The organism is Brevundimonas huaxiensis (assembly GCF_014218725.1).
Lineage (GTDB): Bacteria > Pseudomonadota > Alphaproteobacteria > Caulobacterales > Caulobacteraceae > Brevundimonas > Brevundimonas huaxiensis.
In genome coordinates, this window is sequence record NZ_JABBJE010000002.1 from 153,624 (window position 1) to 173,363 (window position 19,740).

The 19,740-nt window shown below is 68.1% G+C and carries 18 protein-coding genes, 1 tRNA gene and 1 other RNA gene; 10 read left to right on the top strand and 10 right to left on the bottom strand.

Annotation, left to right across the window (positions count from 1 at the left end):
* Nucleotides 1-289: 289 nt before the first annotated feature.
* Nucleotides 290-385, bottom strand: an RNA gene (gene ffs / locus HF680_RS05920) — signal recognition particle sRNA small type.
* A 47-nt stretch (nt 386-432) separates the two neighbouring features.
* Here ffs and nudC point away from each other — a divergent pair.
* On the top strand, nt 433-1,353 hold the full coding sequence (nudC, locus tag HF680_RS05925; protein WP_185224416.1) for an NAD(+) diphosphatase: 921 nt from the start codon (nt 433-435) through the stop codon (nt 1,351-1,353).
* Nucleotides 1,354-1,646: 293 nt separating this feature from the next.
* Here the strand turns inward: nudC and HF680_RS05930 are convergent, their stop codons facing one another.
* Nucleotides 1,647-2,369: a 3-deoxy-manno-octulosonate cytidylyltransferase gene (locus HF680_RS05930; protein ID WP_082064316.1), complete on the bottom strand. Its 723-nt coding sequence runs from the start codon at nt 2,367-2,369 to the stop codon at nt 1,647-1,649.
* Nucleotides 2,370-2,511: 142 nt separating this feature from the next.
* Here HF680_RS05930 and HF680_RS05935 point away from each other — a divergent pair, with 142 nt between their 5' ends.
* Complete coding sequence (locus HF680_RS05935) at nt 2,512-3,246, top strand: c-type cytochrome (protein WP_045809570.1); 735 nt, start codon at nt 2,512-2,514, stop codon at nt 3,244-3,246.
* Nucleotides 3,247-3,318: 72 nt separating this feature from the next.
* On the opposite strand, the gene HF680_RS05940 is transcribed toward HF680_RS05935, so the two are convergent.
* Nucleotides 3,319-3,933, bottom strand: a complete 615-nt coding sequence (locus tag HF680_RS05940; RefSeq protein ID WP_185224417.1) for a malonic semialdehyde reductase — start codon at nt 3,931-3,933, stop codon at nt 3,319-3,321.
* Between the two features lie 155 nt (nt 3,934-4,088).
* On the opposite strand from HF680_RS05940, the gene HF680_RS05945 reads away from it, so the two are divergent.
* Both HF680_RS05945 and recR read left to right on the top strand, forming a co-directional pair.
* The gene (locus tag HF680_RS05945) at nt 4,089-4,418 is read left to right on the top strand and encodes a YbaB/EbfC family nucleoid-associated protein (RefSeq protein WP_045809572.1); all 330 of its coding nucleotides are present in this window, start codon (nt 4,089-4,091) and stop codon (nt 4,416-4,418) included.
* Nucleotides 4,418-5,020: a recombination mediator RecR gene (gene recR / locus HF680_RS05950; RefSeq protein ID WP_045809573.1), complete on the top strand. Its 603-nt coding sequence runs from the start codon at nt 4,418-4,420 to the stop codon at nt 5,018-5,020. The genes HF680_RS05945 and recR overlap by 1 nt, the downstream gene beginning before the upstream one ends.
* A 5-nt stretch (nt 5,021-5,025) precedes the next feature.
* Here recR and HF680_RS05955 read toward each other — a convergent pair whose 3' ends face one another.
* Nucleotides 5,026-5,388, bottom strand: coding sequence for a hypothetical protein (locus HF680_RS05955; RefSeq protein ID WP_052689434.1), 363 nt, complete (start codon nt 5,386-5,388; stop codon nt 5,026-5,028).
* 120 nt (nt 5,389-5,508) lie between these two features.
* Between HF680_RS05955 and HF680_RS05960 the strand changes: the two genes are divergently transcribed.
* From HF680_RS05960 to HF680_RS05980, 5 genes are all read left to right on the top strand, one after another.
* Nucleotides 5,509-6,726, top strand: coding sequence for a DNA recombination protein RmuC (locus HF680_RS05960; protein WP_045809574.1), 1,218 nt, complete (start codon nt 5,509-5,511; stop codon nt 6,724-6,726).
* 85 nt (nt 6,727-6,811) lie between these two features.
* Nucleotides 6,812-7,270: a hypothetical protein gene (locus HF680_RS05965; protein WP_052689435.1), complete on the top strand. Its 459-nt coding sequence runs from the start codon at nt 6,812-6,814 to the stop codon at nt 7,268-7,270.
* A gap of 3 nt (nt 7,271-7,273) precedes the next feature.
* Nucleotides 7,274-7,480, top strand: a complete 207-nt coding sequence (locus tag HF680_RS05970) for a helix-turn-helix transcriptional regulator (protein WP_039244055.1) — start codon at nt 7,274-7,276, stop codon at nt 7,478-7,480.
* On the top strand, nt 7,477-8,127 hold the full coding sequence (locus HF680_RS05975; protein ID WP_045809575.1) for a hypothetical protein: 651 nt from the start codon (nt 7,477-7,479) through the stop codon (nt 8,125-8,127). Before HF680_RS05970 ends, HF680_RS05975 begins: the two co-directional genes overlap by 4 nt.
* A 44-nt stretch (nt 8,128-8,171) precedes the next feature.
* Entirely contained in the window at nt 8,172-9,134 is a 963-nt protein-coding gene (locus HF680_RS05980; protein ID WP_185224418.1) for a TraB/GumN family protein, read from the top strand.
* Nucleotides 9,135-9,178: 44 nt separating this feature from the next.
* Here HF680_RS05980 and HF680_RS05985 read toward each other — a convergent pair.
* The 4 genes from HF680_RS05985 to HF680_RS06000 form a co-directional block, all read right to left on the bottom strand.
* Nucleotides 9,179-9,252: transfer RNA gene (locus tag HF680_RS05985), tRNA-Gly, on the bottom strand.
* Nucleotides 9,253-9,291: 39 nt separating this feature from the next.
* Entirely contained in the window at nt 9,292-10,287 is a 996-nt protein-coding gene (locus HF680_RS05990) for a bile acid:sodium symporter family protein (protein WP_185224419.1), read from the bottom strand.
* A gap of 68 nt (nt 10,288-10,355) precedes the next feature.
* Nucleotides 10,356-12,311: an acetate--CoA ligase gene (gene acs, locus HF680_RS05995; protein WP_185224420.1), complete on the bottom strand. Its 1,956-nt coding sequence runs from the start codon at nt 12,309-12,311 to the stop codon at nt 10,356-10,358.
* A gap of 4 nt (nt 12,312-12,315) precedes the next feature.
* Entirely contained in the window at nt 12,316-13,671 is a 1,356-nt protein-coding gene (locus HF680_RS06000; protein ID WP_185224421.1) for a DcaP family trimeric outer membrane transporter, read from the bottom strand.
* A gap of 161 nt (nt 13,672-13,832) precedes the next feature.
* On the opposite strand from HF680_RS06000, the gene HF680_RS06005 reads away from it, so the two are divergent.
* The gene (locus HF680_RS06005) at nt 13,833-14,441 is read left to right on the top strand and encodes a response regulator transcription factor (RefSeq protein ID WP_045811514.1); all 609 of its coding nucleotides are present in this window, start codon (nt 13,833-13,835) and stop codon (nt 14,439-14,441) included.
* A gap of 11 nt (nt 14,442-14,452) precedes the next feature.
* Here the strand turns inward: HF680_RS06005 and HF680_RS06010 are convergent, their stop codons facing one another.
* Nucleotides 14,453-17,818: a hybrid sensor histidine kinase/response regulator gene (locus HF680_RS06010; protein WP_045811515.1), complete on the bottom strand. Its 3,366-nt coding sequence runs from the start codon at nt 17,816-17,818 to the stop codon at nt 14,453-14,455.
* A 90-nt stretch (nt 17,819-17,908) separates the two neighbouring features.
* Complete coding sequence (locus HF680_RS06015) at nt 17,909-19,582, bottom strand: MFS transporter (protein WP_185224422.1); 1,674 nt, start codon at nt 19,580-19,582, stop codon at nt 17,909-17,911.
* Nucleotides 19,583-19,740: the final 158 nt, after the last annotated feature.

A 19,740-nucleotide genomic window follows, 5' to 3' on the forward strand; every position in this document is an offset into this window, starting at 1 on the left:
GGTTCAAGCGCAGGTTCATCTTCTCTTTCGTCATTCCGGGCGCAGCGAAGCGGAGACCCGGAACCCAGCGGCGCCGAAGGCGAAATCTCTCCGCCGCATAGGTTTGAAAGCGGAGTGCGCGACAGGTTCGCGCTCACGCGCGCCGCTGGGTTCCCAGTCTTCGGGCCAAGAGGCCCTACGCCCGGAATGACGAAAGGAAAATGGCGTTAGCGCACCAAACGCGCTCAAGCAGCGAGCCGCCGTGCGGCGAGCGGTAGCGCCAAAAGGCGAGCGGTAGCGCCAAAAAAAGAGGAAGTAGAGACCGCGACCCGAAGGGGAATTCGTTGTGGCTGCTGCCTTCCGGCCCTGACCAGATTGGCGAAGCCTTCGCCCGCGATCTCCAAGCGGAGATATGACGGGTGCGGACGCCGGAATCAAGAGCTACAAACCCGCATGGCCCATCAGAACACCTTCGCCGGCAATCCGCTCGATCGGGCCGGCGACCTGAGGAATGATCCCGACTGGCTGGCCAAGCAGGCCGCCAAACCCTACGCCCAGGCCCTGGCGCTCTGGGAAGGGCGGCCGCTGATCGAGGAGACGGGCGAGGGGCCGAGGCTGGCATGGCTGCAGATGCGTCATGCGCGCACCTTGGTGCGGGACCGCGAGGCGTTTTTGGGCCTGTGGAACGACGAACCCGTCTTCGCCATCGAGTTCGAAGGCTCCATCGATCCGACCGACGGGCCGCTGGCCGGGCTGGGCGCCTTTCAGGAGATGCGTGCGGCGGCGGCGATCCTGCCGGCGGCGGATGCGGCCATGGCCGGCGGCGCCAAGAGCCTGTTCGACTGGCGACGCAAACACGGTTTCTGCGCCAACTGCGGCACGCTGGGCGAGACGGCGTCGGGCGGCTGGAAGCGGGTCTGTCCGGCCTGCGGGACCGAGCATTTCCCGCGCGTCGATCCGGTCACCATCATGCTGCCGGTCTATAAGGGCGGGGCCGAGCCCATCTGCCTGCTGGGACGCCAGGCGGCCTGGCCTGCCGGACGAATGTCGGCGCTTGCCGGATTTCTGGAGCCGGGCGAATCCATCGAGGAGGCCTGCGCCCGCGAGGTGAAGGAGGAGGCCGGCCTGACCGTGATCGCCACGGCCTATCACTCCAGCCAGCCCTGGCCCTTCCCGTCTCAGCTGATGATCGGCCTGATCGCGGAGGTGTCGGACGATCAGGCGCAACCTGACCAGACCGAGCTGGAAGCCGTCGCCTGGCTGACGCGGGCCGAGGCGCGCGCCGTGCTGGCGGGCGAGCATCCGAGCATCCAGGCCCCGCCGCCCTTCGCCATCGCCCACAGCCTGATCCAGGCCTGGGTCGAGGAGCCCTGACGACCGCCTCACCCTTCCCGCAACGGGGAGGGAGGGCATTTAATGACTTTCCATCCTAACCCAGAGAACGAATCGGCGTCGTTTCAGGGGTTTACGGCTTCGCATCGACCGTCTGCCATACAGGGTCCCGGCCCGGCCTATGATGCCGACGGGTCTTTGACATCGTCGCGCGACCAGCATCGCAGACGGAATTGCACCGGTGCAACTCGGCGCAAACTATTCCTGAGTAAAAACAGTTCTATCCGCCGAAATTGCACGCCATTGCACCGTTTTCGCCGGGTGCAATTCCGGCGTCAGGCCAGCGCCCGCGCCGCCTCCAGGTCTGCCGGATTGTCGACGGAGAGGGGGGCTTCATCGATGACGGCGGCCCAGATCTGCATGCCCATTTCGAGCGCACGCAGCTGCTCCAGCTTCTCGCGCTTCTCCAGCGGCGACGGCGGCGCGGCGCAAAAACGTTTCAGCGCCTCTCGGCGATAGCCATAGACGCCGATGTGGCGCCAGACGGGCGCGTCGCCATACAGGGTTGAGCGCGTGAAATAGAGGGCGCGCGCCTGGCGTTCGCCTTCGCCTAGGGCCAGCACCGCCTTGACCACGTCGGGATTGGTCCGGTCCGACCCGTCGGCCTCGGCGGCGACCAGGGTGGCGATGTCGCAGGTCGGCTCGCCGTGCAGAATGGCGGCGCAGGCGACGGCCAGACCGGGGCTGGCGAAGGGCATGTCGCCCTGAACGTTGATGACGGCGTCGAAATCGCCCTCGGGGTCGATGGCGTCCACGGCGGCGCGAATGCGGTCCGAGCCCGAGGGCAGGGCCGGGTCGGTCAGGACGGCGCGGCCGCCTGCGGCTTCCACCGCCTCGACGATCTCGGGATCTCCGGCGGCGACCACGACCGGCAGGCCCGAGGCCTCGGCTTGACGATAGGCGCGCACGATCATCGGCGTGTCCCCGATCAGGGCCAGCGGCTTGTTCGGCAGCCGGGTGGCGGCCATGCGAGCCGGTATCATTATCAACGGATTCATCGACTTCCCTGACGCCTGTGTGGCCCGTCGCGCGTTGGGCCGGTTGCGAAGGCGGCGCTACCGTGCCAGAGACGCCAAAGCAAGATTATGTCCGGGGCGTGTTTTCGAGGGGCCCGGCCGGCAGAGGGAAACGACCAGGCGTATGAGCGGCGATCTTAAGTGGAACAAGATTTTCGGCGCGGCTCTGGGGACGGCGTTCGTCATCCTGGTCGTCCAGCAGGCCTCGGGCCTCGTCTATCATTCGGAAGCCCCCGAAAAGATGGGCTATTTCGTCGATGCGCCGGAAGAGGCCGCCGGCGGTGAAGCCGCCGAACTGGCGCCCGACTGGGGCACGGTGCTGCCGACCGCCGATCTGGCCGCCGGCGAGGCCGCCTTCGCCCGCTGCCAGGCCTGCCATGACGCGCACCAGGGCGGCGCAGACAAGATCGGTCCGAACCTGTGGGGCGTGATCGGCGGTCCGGTCATGCACCGTCCGGGCTTCGCCTATTCCGACGCCATGGCCAAGCACAAGGCCGAGGCGCCGACCTGGGGCTATGACCAGATCAACAGCTTCATCACGGCCCCGGCCAAATATGTGCCCGGCACCAAGATGTCCTTCGCCGGCATCCGCGACACCCAGACGCGCATCAATCTGATCGCCTGGCTGCGCACCCAGGGCTCGGGCGGCTTCGCCATTCCGGCGCCGGATCCCACCCGTCAGCCTGGCGCGGCCGCGCCGGCCGCAGGCGCGCCTGCGACGGGCGAGGCTCCGGTGACCGAAGGCGCTGCGGCGACCGAAGCGACCGGGACCACCCCGGCCGCCGGCGCCCCCGCCGCGTCTCAGGCGACCCCGGCGGCCCCGCCCGCTGCGACGGCGTCTGCGCCGCCCAACACCTGATCGCTGCGGCGATGAACGACAAAAGGGCGGCCCGACGGGCCGCCCTTCTTCATTTCGGGCTGAGCGCTCGGCTCAGAGGATCTGCGCGGCCTCGTCGAACGACAGGCGCGGCGAGCGTGGAAACAGGTTCTCGTCCGAGCCATAGCCGAGGTTGAGGATATAGTTCGGCTCGACATGGCTGTCGGGGAAGAACTCGGCCTTCACGCCGGCGGCGTCGAAGCCGGACATCGGGCCGACATCCAGGCCCAGGGCGCGGGCGGCGATGGTCAGATAGCCGCCCTGCAGCGAGGCGTTGCGGAAGGCGGTCTCTCGCCGGCCGGCCTCGTCTGCGAACCAGGCCTTGGCGCCCGGCGCGTGAGGGAACAGGGCGTCGAGGTGGTCGTGGAAGTCCATGTCCTGACCGACGATCACCGTCACCGGGGCCTGCTTCGTCTTGTCGCGATTGCCTTCGCTCATCAGCGGAATCAGGCGGGCCTTGGCCTCGGGCGAGGTGATGAAGACGAAGCGGGCGGGCGATCCGTTGACCGCCGTGGGCCCGAACTTGGTCAGGTCATACAGCTTGTGCAGCAGTTCCGGCGCGACGGGGCGGTCGGTCCAGCCGTTGCGCGTGCGCGCCTCGGTGAACAGTTGCGACAGGGCGGCGTCCGACAGCGGGACGTCGCGTTGGTGAGTAGCGTCATAGGCCATGGGATGCGTCCTGACTCAAATAGCAACGAGTACAGGTGCCAATTAGGGCGTTTTGCAACAGCCGCAAGCGCCAATCCCGAAAGGCTGGGTTTCGATATCGCGCACCGCGCACAACCCCTCTGTCGCCCGGGCTTTGTTCGCCCTATCTAGAGGGCATGAAAGATCTGACCCAACTGATGCAGCAGGCCCAGGCGATGCAGCAAAAGCTGCAGGACGCCCAGGCCAGGATGGCCGAAACGATCGCCGAGGGTTCTTCCGGCGGCGGCCTCGTCTCGGTGTCCCTCAAGGGCCCTGGCGAGATTACAGCCATCAAGATCGACGACAGCCTGCTGAGCCCGGGCGAGGGCGAGATCCTGGCGGATCTGATCGTCGCCGCCCATGCCGACGCCAAGCGAAAGCTGGATGAGCAGAACAACGCCCTGATGCGCGAGGCCGCAGGCCCAATGGCCGGGATGAACATTCCCGGAATGCCGAAACTGTTCTGATGGCCGCCTCCGCCGGGCCGGAGATCGAACGGCTGATCTCCCTTCTCGCCAAACTGCCGGGCCTGGGTCCGCGCTCGGCGCGGCGCGCGGCGCTGGCGCTGTTGAAGCGACGCGAGCAGTTGCTGGTCCCGCTGGCGGCGTCGCTGGCCGAGACGGCGGAAAAGGTCGTGTCGTGCTCGGTTTGCGGCGCGCCGGATACGCGCGACCCCTGCGCCATCTGTTCGGATGGAGCGCGAGACAACAGTCTGATCTGCGTGGTCGAGGAGGCCGGGGCCCTGTGGGCGATGGAGCGATCCGGCGCCTTTCGCGGCAAATATCATGTGCTGGGCGGACTGCTGTCCGCTCTCGACGGTGTCGGGCCCGAGCATCTGCGGGTCACGGAACTGGTCGGGCGCGTCAGGGGCGGGGGCGTGCGGGAGGTCGTGCTGGCCCTGCCGGCCACGGTCGATGGCCAGACGACCGCCCACTATGTCGCCGAGCGGATCGCCGGTCCGGATGTGGAGATCACCTCGCTGGCGCGCGGGGTGCCGGTCGGCGGAGAATTGGACTGGCTGGACGACGGCACCATCGTCCAGGCCCTTCGCGCCCGCCGCCCGGCCTGACCGAGTTAGTTCGAAGGAACCGTCGGGGCGTTGACGTTCGGCGCTTCGCCCGTCGGGGTCGGCACGGCGCGGCCCGTTTCATCCGTCGGCGCATCGGCGGCCGGCGGCGTCTGGCTGTCGCCGGCGAAGGCTTGGGTTTCGGCGGCGGCCGCCTCGGGCCCGGTCTCCGCGTTCTTTGAATCGAACGCCCCGTTGGTCACGAACCACAGGCCCAGCAGCAGAATGGCCGCCGCCAGCGTCGAGATCGCCAGGATGACGGCGATGCGCGGGTTCTTGCGGCCGCTGCGCGCCAGTTCGGCGTCGACCGGCCGGCCGTCGTGCACCGCATCGGCGGCGGTGTCGTGGCGGTGGGGCTTTTCCGGGGTCATGAGCGGGTCCTTCGTGCAAATGGCTGAGACACCAACGTCATCGCAACGGCGACGTTCCGGGCAAGCGGCGCCGGAAGGGCCCCGCTTCTCATTGATGGCGACTCCCGCTAGGAACGGAGCATGAACATGCTTGTGCCGATCCTCGCTGTCCTGGCCGCCGCCTTCGCGGGCGGTTTTCTGTGGGCCTATATGGGCTGGCAGAGGACAAGCGGCGCGCTTGCGGCGGCGGAGGCCCGCATCGATCTGGTCGAGGAAAGCCGTGTGACCATGGGCGAACTGCTCAAGGCCCAGGCCGCGCAGTCGGCCCAGGTCGTGGCGGATCAGATGGTCAGCCGCGCGACCGAAACCTTTCGCGCCCAGGATCAGCTGGCGCGCGAGCGGATGGCCGCCCAGCTGAAACCCGTCGCCGACACCCTGACCAAGTTTCAGGAGCATGTCGCCGCGCTGGAGAAGACGCGCTCTGAGGAGACCGGGGGGCTGCGTGAACAACTAGCCCAGCTGATGACGGCCTCGTCCGCCACGCGCGACGAGGCGCGCAAGCTGACCGAGGCCCTGCGCGGCAATACGGGCCGTCGCGGCCGCTGGGGCGAGCAGACGTGCCGTAACGTCCTGGAGGCCGCCGGCATGGCGGGGCGGTTCGATTTCACCGAACAGACCTCCAGCGCCGACGACGAGGGCCGCCAGAACCGCCCCGACTTCATCGTCCGCCTGCCCGGCGGCGGCATGTTCGTGATCGACGCCAAGGTCCCGCTGGCCTTCGACGACGGAGAGGGCGACGAGGAGGCGCGCGCCCGCTCGGTCGGCCTGCGCACCGCCGCCAGCCTGAAGACCCACGTGCGCCAGCTGTCGTCCAAGGCCTATCAGGACCAGTTCAAGCCTAGCCCGGATTTCGTCGTCCTGTTCGTGCCCGGCGATGCCTTCCTGGTCACGGCTCTGGACCACGAGCCGGACCTGATGACCCAGGCCATGGCCTCCCGCGTCGTCATCGTCACCCCTTCGACCCTGTTCGCCCTGTGCAAGGCCGTGGCCTATGGCTGGCGCGCGGAAGAGCAGGCGGCCAATGCCGACAAGGTCGCCGCCCTGGGCCGCGAACTCTACAAGCGGCTGTCGGTCATGGGCGGTCATGCCTCAGCCGTCGGACGCGCCCTGGATACGGCCGTCGGCAAGTACAATCAGTTCGTCGGTTCGCTGGAAAGCCAGGTCATGGTCTCCGCCCGCCGGTTCGAGGATCTGCAGGTCGATCACGAGGGCAAGGCCTTGCCGGATCTGACGCCGGTCGAAACCGCGCCCCGCGCCATCGCCCGTCCCGAACTGATCGCCGCCGCCAAGGTCGAATAAAAAGGCTCGGCGTGGAAAGGGCGCTTGACAGCGTCCGAGCAGGAATGTCAATGTAGCTTGTCAATAGGACAAGGGGTGTTGACGGATGCGCAAGTGGCGGCCGGTAATCAAGGCGACGGTGATCACGTTCGGCGGCGGCCTGCTGTTCGCCTTCCTCGGCGGCATCGCGGTCGGCTACGCCTCCAGTTCGGGATGGATCGCGCCCGAGATGGGCGAACTGATCGTGACCGCAGTCTTCGCCGCCGCCATCATGGCCGGCGCCCTGTGGATCGGCGCCGAATGGATGCGCGTGATCGATGAGGCTGCGCGGGAGGCGCACAAGGCGGCCTGGTACTGGGGCGGCACGGCGGGCATGTGCGTCAGCGGCGTCGGCCTGATTTTGTCCTCGGCCGGACCGTGGCGCGACATCATCGCGCGCCAGATCGGCTCGGGCGGTGCGCCCATCGACTATGTGTCCGCCGGCGCCGCCTTGATGATCGCTCCCATCCTGATCGGCTACACCGTCGTCTGGGTGTGGTGGTGGCTGGCGCGGATGCGGGGCTGAGCCATGAACAATCGTCTCAAGGTCCTGCGCGCCGAGCGCGACTGGAGCCAGGCGCAGCTGGCCGAACATCTGGGCGTGTCGCGCCAGACCGTGAACGCGCTGGAGACCGGCCGTTACGACCCCTCCCTGCCGCTGGCCTTCAAGATCGCCCGCGTCTTCGGCCAGCCCATCGAATCCATCTTCTCGGACGATCAGGAGCCGACGAAATGAAGCCTTCCACCCTCTCTCCCGCATCCTGGCCGCGCTGGGTTCGCGCCTTTGTTTTCGGCGCCGTCTTCGGGGTGATCGGTTACGGCGTCGGCGCCTGGCTGGCCAGGATCGCGCCCGGCGGATTCGGACCGACCGACATGGACTTGCGCTGGTCGGATGGCCTGGCGATGCTGGTCGGTCTGGCCCTGGTCGCGGGATCGCTGTGGGCGCTTTACGTCAGTTTGAACCCCGACCGCCTCGGCCGGATGTATAATCTGGACGGTCCCGCCTCGCCGGATGAGACGGCTCTGGCCCGGTTTCAGGCGCTGGTCATGGGCTTTTCCGGCGTCATCCTGACCCTGCCGGTCGTCTTCAGCCTGGCGGGCGTCAATCCTCTGCTCGGCCTCAGTGCCATCGGCCTTCTGCTGGTGCTCCACACAGTAATGAATGTGCGCGTCTATCGCCAGGCCGACGAGCTTCTGCGTCGGGCGGTGATCGAGGCGGCGGCCGTCACCTTCTTTGCGGGCCAGCTGGTCCTGTTCTTCTGGGCCGCCGCCGAGCGTCTGGGCGCCGCGCCCGCCATCACGGCCTGGGACATCTACGCCGTGCTGATGGCGCTCTATCTGGGCTGCTCCGTGTGGATCAGCGTGCGTCGCGGCCTGGCCTGATCGGTCCTTCTTCTCCTTCCCTTTCGAAAACAGCGAGACCTCTCATGACCTTCACCGATCGTCTTCTGTCGTCCGTTTCCAGCCTGGCGCGCGGCGCCGTGGGCGTCGCCGGCGGCCTGGCCCTGTTCGTCGCCATCGCCGGCGTCCCGGCCGACGCCCTGGCCCAGACCGCCGCGCCCGCCGCGCCAGCGCCGATCCAGGGCGAAGGCCCTGCCCTGTGGGTGGTCAGGGATGCGGATTCGACCCTGTATCTGTTCGGCTCGGTCCATGTGCTTCGCCCGACGACCGGCTGGTCCAGCCCCCGTGTCGAGGCCGCCTTCGACAGCGCCTCGGACATCTGGTTCGAGATCAGCAACCCCGACGACCAGGCCGCCATCATGCCGCTGATCCAGCAGCATGGTCTGTCGCCCGAGACGCCCCTGTCCAGCCGCCTGACGCCGCAAGAAAACGCCGAACTGGACGCGGCCGCCCAGGTCATGGGCGCCTCGGCCGCCCAGCTTCAACCGATGAAGCCCTGGCTGGCGGCGCTCAGCCTGTCGGTCGCGCCGCTGATCAAGGCCGGCTACGACCCAAAGTCCGGCGTCGAGCTGGTGCTGAAGGCGCGGGCCGAGGCGGCGGGCAAGCCGATCCACGGCTTCGAGACCATCGACAAACAGATCGGCATCCTGGCCGGCCTGCCCGACGATGTGCAGCTGGCTTTCCTGCGCGAGACCCTGAAGGACTATGAGAACGCCGCCACCAAGCTGGATGAAATGGTCGAGGCCTGGGCCCGGGGCGATGTCGCCACGCTGGACCGCGTCACGATCACGGAAATGAAAGCGGCCTCGCCGGCATTGTATCAAGCCGTTCTGGTCGATCGGAACACCGACTGGGCCAACCAGATCCAGACCCTGCTCGAAGGCTCCGGAACCGCCTTCATCGCCGTCGGCGCCGCCCACCTGACCGGCGACGACAGCGTCCAGGCCATCCTGCAAAAGCGCGGCGTGACGGTCGAAGCGGCGAACTGAATGAAAGGAGGCGCGGCGGCGTCGTCGCGCCTTCGCCGATCGGCTGGAGCGGGCAGCGGGAATCGAACCCGCACGAAAAGCTTGGGAAGCTTTCAGGCTACCACTACATCATGCCCGCGATGGCCTGAGGCCGGTCTATCTCAAGGCTGAACGGCGCTCAAGGTAAGACCGGACCCTGGGCGCGTGCTTCATTCTCGCGGGCATAGCGTTGGGCGATGATCGTGCAGGCGAACAGCTGGATCTGGTGGAACAGCATGATCGGCAGGACGATCAGCGGGACGGCGTGACCGGCGAAAAGGATGCCGGCCATGGGGATGCCGGTGGCCATGCTCTTCTTGGAGCCGCAGAACAGAATGACGATCCGGTCGGGGCGGTCGAACTTCAGCGCGCGCCCGGCGAAAAGGGTCAGGGCCAGGACGATGGCCAGCAGGGCGATGTTCAGGCCGATGACCTTGGCCAGATCCAGCGGAGCGACCTGGGACCAGACGCCGGCGACGACGCCCTCGCTGAAGGCGGCGTAGACGATCAGCAGGATGGAGCCGCGGTCCACCAGCCCTGTCAGCTTGGCGTGGCGGGTCAGCCAGTCCTTCAGCAGGGGGCGGCACAGCTGGCCCACGGCGAAGGGGGCCAGGATTTGCAGGCCGATGTCGAAAATGGACTGCAGATGGATGCCGCCATTGGCGCCGCCGATCAGCAGGGCGACCAGCAGCGGCGTCACGATCACGCCCAGCAGGTTCGACAGGCTGGCGCTGGTCAGGGCGCCCGCGACATTGCCGCCGGCGATGGAGGTGAAGGCGATGGACGACTGCACCGTGGACGGCAGCAGGCACAGATACAGCATCCCAGTCAGCAGATCGGGCTGAAGCGACCCCCGCATCAGAAAGACCAGGCCCAGCCCCAGCAGCGGAAACAGCAGGAAGGTCGACAGGAAGACCGTGCCCTGAAGCCGCCAGTGCAGCAGCCCCGCGCCGATGGCCGCCGGCGACATCCGCGCGCCATACAGGAAGAACAGCAGGGCGATGGCGGCCTTGACTACCCCGTCCATGACGACGGCCGCCTGTCCGCTGGCGGGAAACAGCGCCGCCAGGATCACCATGCCGATCAGGGCCAGAAGATAGCCGTCGATCGGCAGGCGGGACAGGAAACGAGGCATGGACGGCTCAGGCGGCGGCGGGGTGACGCACAGATAGGCGCATCAGCCTGCGCATTGAACCCGCGTCTTCAGGCCCCGGCGCGGTTCTTGACCAGATCGTCCACGACCGACGGATCCGCCAGGGTCGAGGTGTCGCCCAGCGCGCCGATTTCGTTCTCGGCGATCTTGCGCAGGATGCGGCGCATGATCTTGCCCGACCGAGTCTTGGGCAGACCCGGCGCCCACTGGATGACATCGGGGGCGGCGATGGGGCCGATCTCGTGTCGAACGTGGGCGACCAGCGCCTTTCTCAGATCCTCGGTCGCCTCGACCCCGTTGTTCAGGGTGACATAGGCGTAGATGCCCTGGCCCTTGATGTCGTGGGGATAGCCGACGACCGCCGCCTCGGCGACATCGTCGTGCAGAACGAGCGCGCTCTCGACCTCGGCCGTGCCCATCCGGTGGCCGGACACATTGATGACGTCGTCCACCCGGCCGGTGATCCAGTAGTAGCCGTCCTCGTCCCGGCGGCAGCCGTCGCCGGTGAAGTAGCGGCCCGGATAGGTGGAGAAATAGGTGTCGAAGAAGCGTTGATCGTCGCCATAGACGGTGCGCATCTGGCCCGGCCAGCTGTCGGTGATGCACAGATTGCCGGAGACGGCGCCCTCCAGCGGCTGACCCTCGGCGTCCACGATCTGAAGCTCGACGCCGGGCAGGGGCAGGGTCGCCGATCCGGGCTTCAGGTCGGTGGCGCCGGGCAGGGGGGTGATCAGATGGCCGCCCGTCTCGGTCTGCCACCAGGTGTCTACGATGGGGCAACGGCCGTCGCCGACCACCTCGTGATACCAGCGCCAGGCCTCGGGGTTGATCGGTTCGCCCACCGTGCCGAGCAGCCGCAGCGAGGCGCGCGAGGCGGCCTTCACCGGGCCGTCGCCCTCGCGCATCAGGGCGCGCAGGGCCGTGGGGGCGGTGTAGAAGATCTCGACCTTGTGCTTGTCCACCACCTGCCAGAAACGTCCGGCGTCGGGATAGTTGGGCACGCCCTCGAACATCAGGGTCGTCGCCGCATTCGCGAGGGGGCCATAGACCATGTAGGAATGGCCCGTGACCCAGCCCACGTCGGCGGTGCACCAGAACACCTCGCCCGGGCGATAGTCGAAGACGATCTCGTGCGTCCAGGCGGCCCAGAACAGATAGCCGCCCGTGGTGTGCAGCACGCCCTTGGGCTTACCCGTCGAGCCGGAGGTGTAGAGGATGAACAGCGGATCCTCGGCATTCATCGGCTCGGGCGGGCAGTCGGCGTCAACCTTGGCGGCTTCCAGGCCGTAATCGAAGTCGCGACCCTCGATCATCGGCACGTCCGCGCCGGTGCGGCGAATGACCAGGACGGCGTCGACCTTCACCTTCGTCAGGGCCTCGTCGACATTGGCCTTCAGCGGAATGCGCTTGCCGCCGCGCAGGCCCTCGTCGGCGGTGATGACCAGGTTTGAGCCGCAGTCCTCGATCCGGCCGCACAGGCTGTCGGGCGAGAAGCCGCCGAAGACGACCGAATGCACCGCGCCGATCCGCGCACAGGCCAGCATGGCGTAGGCGGCCTCGGGGATCATGGTCAGATACAGGGTGATCCGGTCGCCCTTCCTGGCCCCATGCGCCTTCAGCACATTGGCCATGCGGCACACCTCGGCGTGCAGTTCCCCGAAGGTGATGTGGCGGCTGTCGGCGGGATCGTCGCCTTCCCAGATGATCGCCGTCTCGTCCTTGCGGTGGGGCAGGTGACGGTCGATGCAGTTGGCCGAGACGTTCAGGACGCCGTCCTCGAACCATCGGATGCGGAAGTCTTCCTTGTTGAAGGAGACGTCCTTGATCCGGGTCGGCGGAGTGATCCAGTCCAGACGCTTTGCCTGTTTGGCCCAGAAGGCGTCAGGCGTCTCGCGCGCGGCGATCCGCGCCGCCTCATACGCCTCCCGGTCCATATGGGCCTTGGCGGCCCAGTCGGCGGGGACGGGATAGAGGGCGGGATCAGGCACGCGAGACGTCTCCGGCATCAAATCAGAATCCGTATTTGGCGAACAGGATCAGACGGGTCATGTCGCCGCTGGCGCCGGTTTCGATCTCGCGGTCTGCGAACATCAGCTCGGCCCCGACATCAAACGCCGTAACCGGCGACCAGATCAAGTTGGCGTGGAAGCTCTGGGCCGAACGGTTGGCGGCCAGGCCCGTGAAGGCCAGGTCGTTGTCCACCTTCTGCGCCGACCAGATCAGGCTGGAACGCCAGCCGGGCGCCCAGACGTGGCGATAGGCGGCGAAGCCGGCGACCACGCCGATCGCATCCAGATCGCCCGAGCCGTTCAGCACGGCGTCGTTGGAGAAGTTCAGACCGACATAGCGGCCGATGCCCTCGCCGCCCGTCACCATCAGGCGCAGATCGTCCTTGGCGCCGACCTTGATCTTGGTCGAGGCCGACAGACCCCAGCCGGTCGCGGTGGAATCGATGTTCGTCGCGGGGTTCTGGTATTTCAGCTGACGCAGCAGGCTGGCGAACTGGAAGTCGCCCCAGGGCCTGGACACCGCATAGCGGGCGGTGAAGTCCGGGATGCTGTTGTCGTCGGCGACGATGCGCGCGCCGCCGCCGCCGAAGGGGGTCACCGTCGTCTCGGGGTTCTCGGCCGAGACCGAGAAGGGCCCGCGGGTGTAGCGGACCTGGACCTGACGGGCGAAGACCGTGCCCTCGGCCGCGCCGATGAAGTCGGCGGATTCAGGCAGGACGGCGGTGTTCTGGAAGTTGGTCCACTCCTGGCCGATCAGCCAGTTGTCGATGGTGATGAAGGCGCGGCGTAGGGCCGGGTTGGCCGGGCTGGTGGTGCGCTGGTCGCCGGCGCCGGGCAGGGTCTGGAAGTCCATCTCCATCCGCGTGCCGATCTTGTGACCGCCGACCATGCCGTCGGTGGTCAGCCAGAACCGGGTCTGGCGGGCGTTGAAGTCGGTCGCCGTATCCTCATCGGCGCCGCCGATGGGAATGGAGCCGGGAATGTGGAATTCACGCAGCGCGTCGCCATTGACCGGATCGCCGCCGGAATAGCGGGTGGCGTAGGCGTCCACCTTGACGAAGCCGCCGAACTTGACCGTGTGGTCGCCGATGCGGAACCCTTCGCCGGGCGCCGCCAGCGCCGACGACTGCTGGACCGGGGCGGGCGCGGCGGGGCGGGTCTCCAGGCGGATGATGTCCTGCTGTTGCGCCGCCTGCTGGGTTCGGGCGGCGACGATCTCGGACTTCAGGGCGTTCAACTGGGCTTCTAGCTGAGCGATGCGCGCCTCGAGCGCGGCCTGGTCCTGGGCCGAGGCCAGGCCGGGCGTCGCCATCAGCGCGACGGCGGCGGCTCCCGCCATCAGGCTTGTCTTGATCATGATGAACCTCCCGCGCCCGTCTGGCGCGGGCGTCCCTTTGGCGACCTTTCCGCCTCCGGCCTCGGGGAGCCATTGGCCATTGGTCTAATTTCGACCAAAGTCGAACCGCGCCATGATGGCGACGACGCGGCCGGTCAGACGCCGCGCACGGAAGGACGCCCATGGATCGCATCGTCGTCGCCGACGACCATCCCCTGTTTCGCGCCGCCCTGCGCTCGGCCGTCGACAAGGCGGCGCCGGGCGCGGAGGTGGTGGAATGCGCCAGCCTTGCCGAGGCTAAGGCCGCGATGGTCGCCGGACCGGTCGATCTGTTGCTGCTGGATCTGAAGCTGTCGGACAGCGAGGGCATGGCGGGGCTCGCCGCCGTGCGGGCCGAGCAGCCGACCGTGCCGGTGGCGGTGGTCTCGGCCAGCGAGGACGCGCCGGTGGTGCGCCACGCCCTGGGTCTGGGCGCCGCTGGCTTCATTCCCAAATCTTCGTCCCTGCCGCAGATGGTCGAGGCGATCGCCGCCATTCTGGCCGGCGACAGCTGGGCCCCGGATGTGCCCAAGACCGACTACGATCTGGCCGCCCGGGTCGCCAGCCTGACGCCGTCGCAACTGCGCATCCTGGAAGGGTTGAAGGCCGGGCGGCTGAACAAGCAGATCGCCTTCGACCTCGGTGTTTCCGAAGCCACCATCAAGGCGCATCTGACCAGCGTGTTTCGAAAGCTGGGCGTTCACAACCGGACCCAGGCGGTGATCCTGGCCAAGTCGCTGGACCCGGCTTAACGCGCCAACTCCTAGCTCGACAGGAAGGCCTTTAGCGCCGCCGGCTTTATCGGCTTGGGCAGAAGGACGGCGCCGGCCGCGGTCGCCTGCTCGTTCAGTCCGTCGCGGGTGTCGGCGGTGACCAGGGCGATACGGCGCACGCCCTGGGGCCTCAGCCAGTCGATGACGGCGAACCCTTCGGGCCCGTCGCCCAGATGCAGATCGACCACGGCGGCGTCGAACGGGCCGACCGCCGCCTTGGCCGCCTCGACGCTGGCGACCAGCGTCGGCCGCGCGCCCCAGCGGGTGAGCAGGGCGTTCAGCGCGTCCAGGATCACCGGCTCATTGTCCACGCACAGCACGCGCAGGCCCGCCAGCGGCAGGCGCGCCTCGCGCACCGGCGCGGCCTCGGCGGGCCGGTCGGCCGCGCTGCGCGGCACGGTGATCCGGAAGGTCGTGCCGCGCCCCACACGCGAGCTCAGCTCCAGCGGGTGATCGAGCAGGCTGGACAGGCGGCGTACGATGGCCAGGCCCAGGCCCGCGCCCGGCTCGTCCACGGCGCCCGGCAGACGCACGAACTCGCCGAAGACGGTTTCATGGTCGGTGTCGGGAATGCCGCGCCCTGTGTCGCAGACGAACAACTGCACCGTCCCGCCCCGCCGACGCGCCCCCACCAGCACCCGGCCGGCATCCGTATAGCGGATGGCGTTGGCCACCAGATTTTGCAGCATGGAGCGCAGCAGATCGCGGTCGGACGCGACCCACAGGCGGCTGGGCATCACGGTCAGATCCAGACCCTTGGCCTCGGCCACAGGCGCGAACTCGCGGCGCAGTTCGTCGAACAGCCCGCCCAGCGACAGCCGCGCGACATTGGTCCGCACGCCGCCGGCCTCCAGCTTTGACAGGTTCAGCAGGGCCGTCAGCAGACGGTGGGCGCTGTCGATGGCGCGGTCGGCGTTGACGGCCAGGGTGCGGCTGGTCGCATCCTCAAGCGCCGGCTCCTCCTTCAGGGCGGCGATGAACAGCCGGGCGGCGTGCAGCGGTTGCAGCAGGTCGTGGCTGGCGGCGGCCAGGAACCGGGTCTTGGAGGCCGTGGCGTCCTCTGCCACGCGCCGGGCCTCATCCAGTCGGGCGGTGCGGTCCGCCACGCGGGCCTCCAGCCGTTCGTTGGCCTCTTCCAGCTCACGCGCGGCTTGGCGCAGGGCGGTGATGTCGGTGTAGCTGGTGGCGTAGCCGCCGCCGGGGATCGGCGCGCCGGAGGAGCGAAGCACCCGGCCGTCGGGCTGCTGGCGTTCGTGATCGTGGGAGATGCGGCGGCTCAGCGCCTCCAGCCGCCGCTCGACCCAGGCCTCGATGTCGTCCGGGCTTTCGCCGCGCTCGGCGTTCAGGCGATAGATGACGGCGATGGGCAGACCGACGTGGACGAAGCCGGCCGGCAGGTCGAACATGGCGACGTAGCGCCGGTTCCAGGCGGTGACGCGCAGATCCTCGTCCACCACGATCACGCCCTGGTCGATGTTGTCGAGCGTGGTCTGCAGCAGGTCGCGGTTGAACTGGACGGCCTGGGACGCCTCGTCCAGCATCCGCACCACGTCCTCGGGCGCGCGTCCAACGCCGGCCAGCGCCGCGGCGATAACCCGCCTGGCCGAGGCCGCGCCGATGGCGCCCGCCAGCATCCGCTCGGCGGCGCGGGCTAGGGCCGCATCGGCCGGATCGGCGTCGCGGAGCTTTGTGTCGGTCTCATCGCCCCAGGCGGTGAAAGCGCGCTCGGCCCGTTCGTCGCCGATGAAGCGGGCGACCAGGGCGCGCAGATCGCCGACCGAGGCGCCCGACGGCGCGGGCCGGGCCTCCATCCAGTCCGGTCCCAGCCGATCCACGAAGGCGCGGGCCTGAACCCGGTCGATCAAGCGGGGCTGGGCGAAGCGCGACACGCCGACATAGGCCGCCAGGTTCAGCGCCAGGCTGACGAAGACGCCGAGCGCCAGCGGATCCTTGACTCCCATCATGACGTGCAGGTGCCAGGGCGCGCCGGGCGACAGCTGGGGCATGGCCAGCATGACGATCCAGACGCCCATGCCGACCGTCATGCCCGCCAGCGCCCCTTGCGCATGGCCGCCCCGCCACAGGACCGCGCCGAACAGGGCCGGCGCCAGCTGGGCCATCGCCGCGAAGGACACCAGCCCCATGGCCGCCAGGCCGCGCGACTGGTTCGTCGCCTGATAATAGAGCCAGGCCAGCAGCAGGACGGCGACAATGGCGCCGCGCCGGACCTGAAGAATGGTCCCCGCCATGTCCGAGGCGTCGCCGCGCACCCGCCAACGCTCGCGCGCCAGGAACGGCAGGATCAGGCTGTTGGACACCATGGCCGACAGGGCGACGGCCTCGACGATGACCATGGCGGTGGCGGCCGAGAAGCCGCCGACGAAGACCACGGCCGTCAGCAGGGTCTCGCCCCGCTGGAACGGCAGGGCCAGCACCAGCAGGTCCGGATTGACCGACGGCGCGAACAGGGCGCCCGCCGCCACCAGGGGCAGCACCGCCAGACTGGTCAGCAGCAGATAGAGCGGAAAGATCCACCTCGCCCGCTTCACGTCCGACGGCTGACCGCCTTCGACGAAGGCGACGTGGAACTGGCGCGGCAGGCAGAAGATGGCCAGGGTCGACAGCAGGGTGATAGCGGTAAAACGCGGCGTGACCTCGGGCGGTGCGGCCAGGGCGCCCAGGCCCTCTATGATGCGCGGGGGCGATCCTTCGTTCAGCAGCAGGACCAAAGCGAAGACGGCGACGAACAGCAGGGCGCCCAGCTTGACCATCGACTCCAGCCCGATCGCCTGGATCAGGCCGCGATTGTGCTCGGTCAGGTCGGGACGGCGCGCGCCGAACAGGATGGCGAAGAAGGCCAGAACGCCCGCTAGCACCAGAACCGTCAGACCCTCGGACCCCGCCACCGGCGTGCCGGCGGTCAGCAGGGCGCCGGCCATCGAAAGCGACTTCAGCTGCAGCGCGATATAGGGCAGCGACCCCAGGATGGCGACGATGGTGACGGCCGCGCCCAGGGTCTGGCTCTTGCCGTAGCGCGAGGCGACGAAGTCGGCCATGGAGCCGACGTTCTCGCGCCGGGCCGCCGCCGCGATCCGCCGCCATAGCGGGAACAGCAGCGTCAGGCCGATCACCGGGCCGATGTAGATGGGCAGATACTCCCACCCGTCGCGCGCCGCCGTGCCGACCGCGCCGTAGTAGGTCCATGAGGTGCAGTAGATGGCCAAGGACAGGGCGTAGACCGACGGCCCCAAGCCCTTGCCGCGCGCGCGCGCCGACGGCCGTTCCTGAGACCAGGCGACGGCGAACAGCACCGCCATATAGGCGGCGACCAGGCCGAGGATCGTCAGGCTGAACATCGGGGCATCTGAACCGGGCAAGGGGTGTTTCACAAGCGAAAGGCGGGCCGTCCTGCGACGACCCGCCCTCCATTGCGCCTGAAAGCAGGATCAGGCGTTCAGATCGACGTCCTTGCCTTCCTTGACCAGCAGGAAGCCCAGAACGACTGTCCCCAAAGCCACCACGATCGGGTACCAGAGGCCGGAGTAGATATTGCCCGTCGCCGCCACGATGGCGAAGGCGGTGGTCGGCAGGAAGCCGCCGAACCAGCCGTTGCCGATGTGATAGGGCAGGGACATGGAGGTGTAGCGGATGTTGGTCGGGAACATCTCGACCAAGGCCGCCGCGATTGGTCCGTAGACCATGGTCACATAGAAGCCGAGGATGAAAAGGATCAGCACCACCATCGGCTTGTTGACCAGGGCGCTGTCGGCCTTGGCCGGATAGCCGGCGGCGGTCAGCGCCTCGCCCAGGCTCTTGTCCCAGGTCTTCTTCTGGGCGGCGAAATCGGCCGGGGCCATGGCGTCGCCCCGGAAGCTGGGGATGACGACTTGATCGCCGATGCGGACCTCGGCGACCGTGCCCGCCGGCGCCGCGACGTTGGTGTAGGTCACGCCCGCCTTGGCCAGATAGGATTTGGCCACGTCGCAGGAGTGGTTGAACACCGTCTTGCCTACCGGATCGAACTGCAGATTACAGTCGGCCGGATCGGCATAGACCGTGACGGGCGCCGAGGCGGCGGCGGCGGCCAGTTTCGGATTGGCGGCCTGGGTCAGGGCGTTGAACAGCGGGAAATAGGTCAGGGCCGCGATCAGGCAGCCGGCCAGGATGATCGGCTTGCGCCCCACCTTATCCGACAGCCAGCCCCAAAAGATGAAGAAGGGCGACGCCGCGAGAAGCGCGATGGTCAGCAGCACATAGACCAGGGTGGCGTCGAGCTTCATGACCCGTTCCAGGAAGAACAGGGCGTAGAACTGGCCTGTGTACCAGATGACGGCCTGACCGGCGGTGAGGCCCAGCAGGGCGATCAGCACCAGCTTCAGGTTGGGCCATTTGCCGAAGCTGTCCTTCAGCGGGGTCTTGGAGCCCTTGCCCTCGGCCTTCATCCGCTTGAACGACGGGCTTTCGGCCAGCTTCAGGCGGATCCACAGGGAGACGCCCAAGAGCAGGATCGAGACCAGGAACGGAATGCGCCAGCCCCAGGCGGCGAAGGCCTCTTCGCCGACCGCAAGCCGGACGCTCAGGATCACCACGAGGCTCAGCACCAGGCCGGCGGTCGCCGTGATCTGGATGAAGGAGGTGTAGAAGCCGCGCTTGCCCTGCGGGGCGTGCTCGGCGACGTAGGTGGCGGCGCCGCCGTATTCACCGCCCAGGGCCAGGCCCTGGATCAGGCGCATCAGCACCAGGATGATGGGCGCGGCGATGCCGATGACCGCATAGGGCGGCAACAGGCCGACGACGAAGGTCGACAGACCCATCAGCAGCATGGTGACGAGGAAGGTGTTCTTGCGTCCCCACAGGTCGCCCAGCCGCCCGAAGACGATGGCGCCGAAGGGTCTCACCGCAAAGCCGGCGGCGAAGGCCATCAGGGCGAAGATGTAGCCGGTCGTCTCGTTGACGCCCGAGAAGAACTGGACGGTGATGATCGCCGCCAGCGAGCCGTAGAGATAGAAGTCGTACCACTCGATGACGGTGCCGACCGATGAGGCGAGGATGACCAGGCGATCGCTGCGATCGACGGTGTGCTCCTCTCCTCCGGACGCAAGGGGTGCGTCGGTTGCCATGATCCATTTCCTCCCGTGTCGCCGTTATCGGCCGTTCTGCACATCCTTCAGGATGCGTGGACGCCGACATTGACCGAGAGCGGGGCGAGTGGAGAGAGCGACTTTGGTCGAGGATCGTCGGTCGCCAAGGCGACCTTGGAGTCGAGGATCGCTGGCAG

What these genes read in the sequence shown, in the direction of transcription:
- nudC (WP_185224416.1), top strand. Translation starts at nt 433, where the DNA reads ATGGCCCATCAGAACACCTTCGCCGGCAATCCGCTCGATCGGGCCGGC.
- HF680_RS05935 (WP_045809570.1), top strand. Translation starts at nt 2,512, where the DNA reads ATGAGCGGCGATCTTAAGTGGAACAAGATTTTCGGCGCGGCTCTGGGG.
- HF680_RS06010 (WP_045811515.1), bottom strand. Translation starts at nt 17,818, where the DNA reads ATGTTCAGCCTGACGATCCTCGGCCTGGTCGCCGCCTATATGGCGGTG.
- HF680_RS05955 (WP_052689434.1), bottom strand. Translation starts at nt 5,388, where the DNA reads ATGACCCCGGAAAAGCCCCACCGCCACGACACCGCCGCCGATGCGGTG.
- HF680_RS05990 (WP_185224419.1), bottom strand. Translation starts at nt 10,287, where the DNA reads ATGCCTCGTTTCCTGTCCCGCCTGCCGATCGACGGCTATCTTCTGGCC.
- HF680_RS05945 (WP_045809572.1), top strand. Translation starts at nt 4,089, where the DNA reads ATGAAAGATCTGACCCAACTGATGCAGCAGGCCCAGGCGATGCAGCAA.
- acs (WP_185224420.1), bottom strand. Translation starts at nt 12,311, where the DNA reads ATGCCGGAGACGTCTCGCGTGCCTGATCCCGCCCTCTATCCCGTCCCC.
- HF680_RS06000 (WP_185224421.1), bottom strand. Translation starts at nt 13,671, where the DNA reads ATGATCAAGACAAGCCTGATGGCGGGAGCCGCCGCCGTCGCGCTGATG.
- HF680_RS05940 (WP_185224417.1), bottom strand. Translation starts at nt 3,933, where the DNA reads ATGGCCTATGACGCTACTCACCAACGCGACGTCCCGCTGTCGGACGCC.
- recR (WP_045809573.1), top strand. Translation starts at nt 4,418, where the DNA reads ATGGCCGCCTCCGCCGGGCCGGAGATCGAACGGCTGATCTCCCTTCTC.
- HF680_RS06005 (WP_045811514.1), top strand. Translation starts at nt 13,833, where the DNA reads ATGGATCGCATCGTCGTCGCCGACGACCATCCCCTGTTTCGCGCCGCC.
- HF680_RS06015 (WP_185224422.1), bottom strand. Translation starts at nt 19,582, where the DNA reads ATGGCAACCGACGCACCCCTTGCGTCCGGAGGAGAGGAGCACACCGTC.
- HF680_RS05930 (WP_082064316.1), bottom strand. Translation starts at nt 2,369, where the DNA reads ATGAATCCGTTGATAATGATACCGGCTCGCATGGCCGCCACCCGGCTG.
- HF680_RS05970 (WP_039244055.1), top strand. Translation starts at nt 7,274, where the DNA reads ATGAACAATCGTCTCAAGGTCCTGCGCGCCGAGCGCGACTGGAGCCAG.
- HF680_RS05960 (WP_045809574.1), top strand. Translation starts at nt 5,509, where the DNA reads ATGAACATGCTTGTGCCGATCCTCGCTGTCCTGGCCGCCGCCTTCGCG.
- HF680_RS05975 (WP_045809575.1), top strand. Translation starts at nt 7,477, where the DNA reads ATGAAGCCTTCCACCCTCTCTCCCGCATCCTGGCCGCGCTGGGTTCGC.
- HF680_RS05965 (WP_052689435.1), top strand. Translation starts at nt 6,812, where the DNA reads ATGCGCAAGTGGCGGCCGGTAATCAAGGCGACGGTGATCACGTTCGGC.
- HF680_RS05980 (WP_185224418.1), top strand. Translation starts at nt 8,172, where the DNA reads ATGACCTTCACCGATCGTCTTCTGTCGTCCGTTTCCAGCCTGGCGCGC.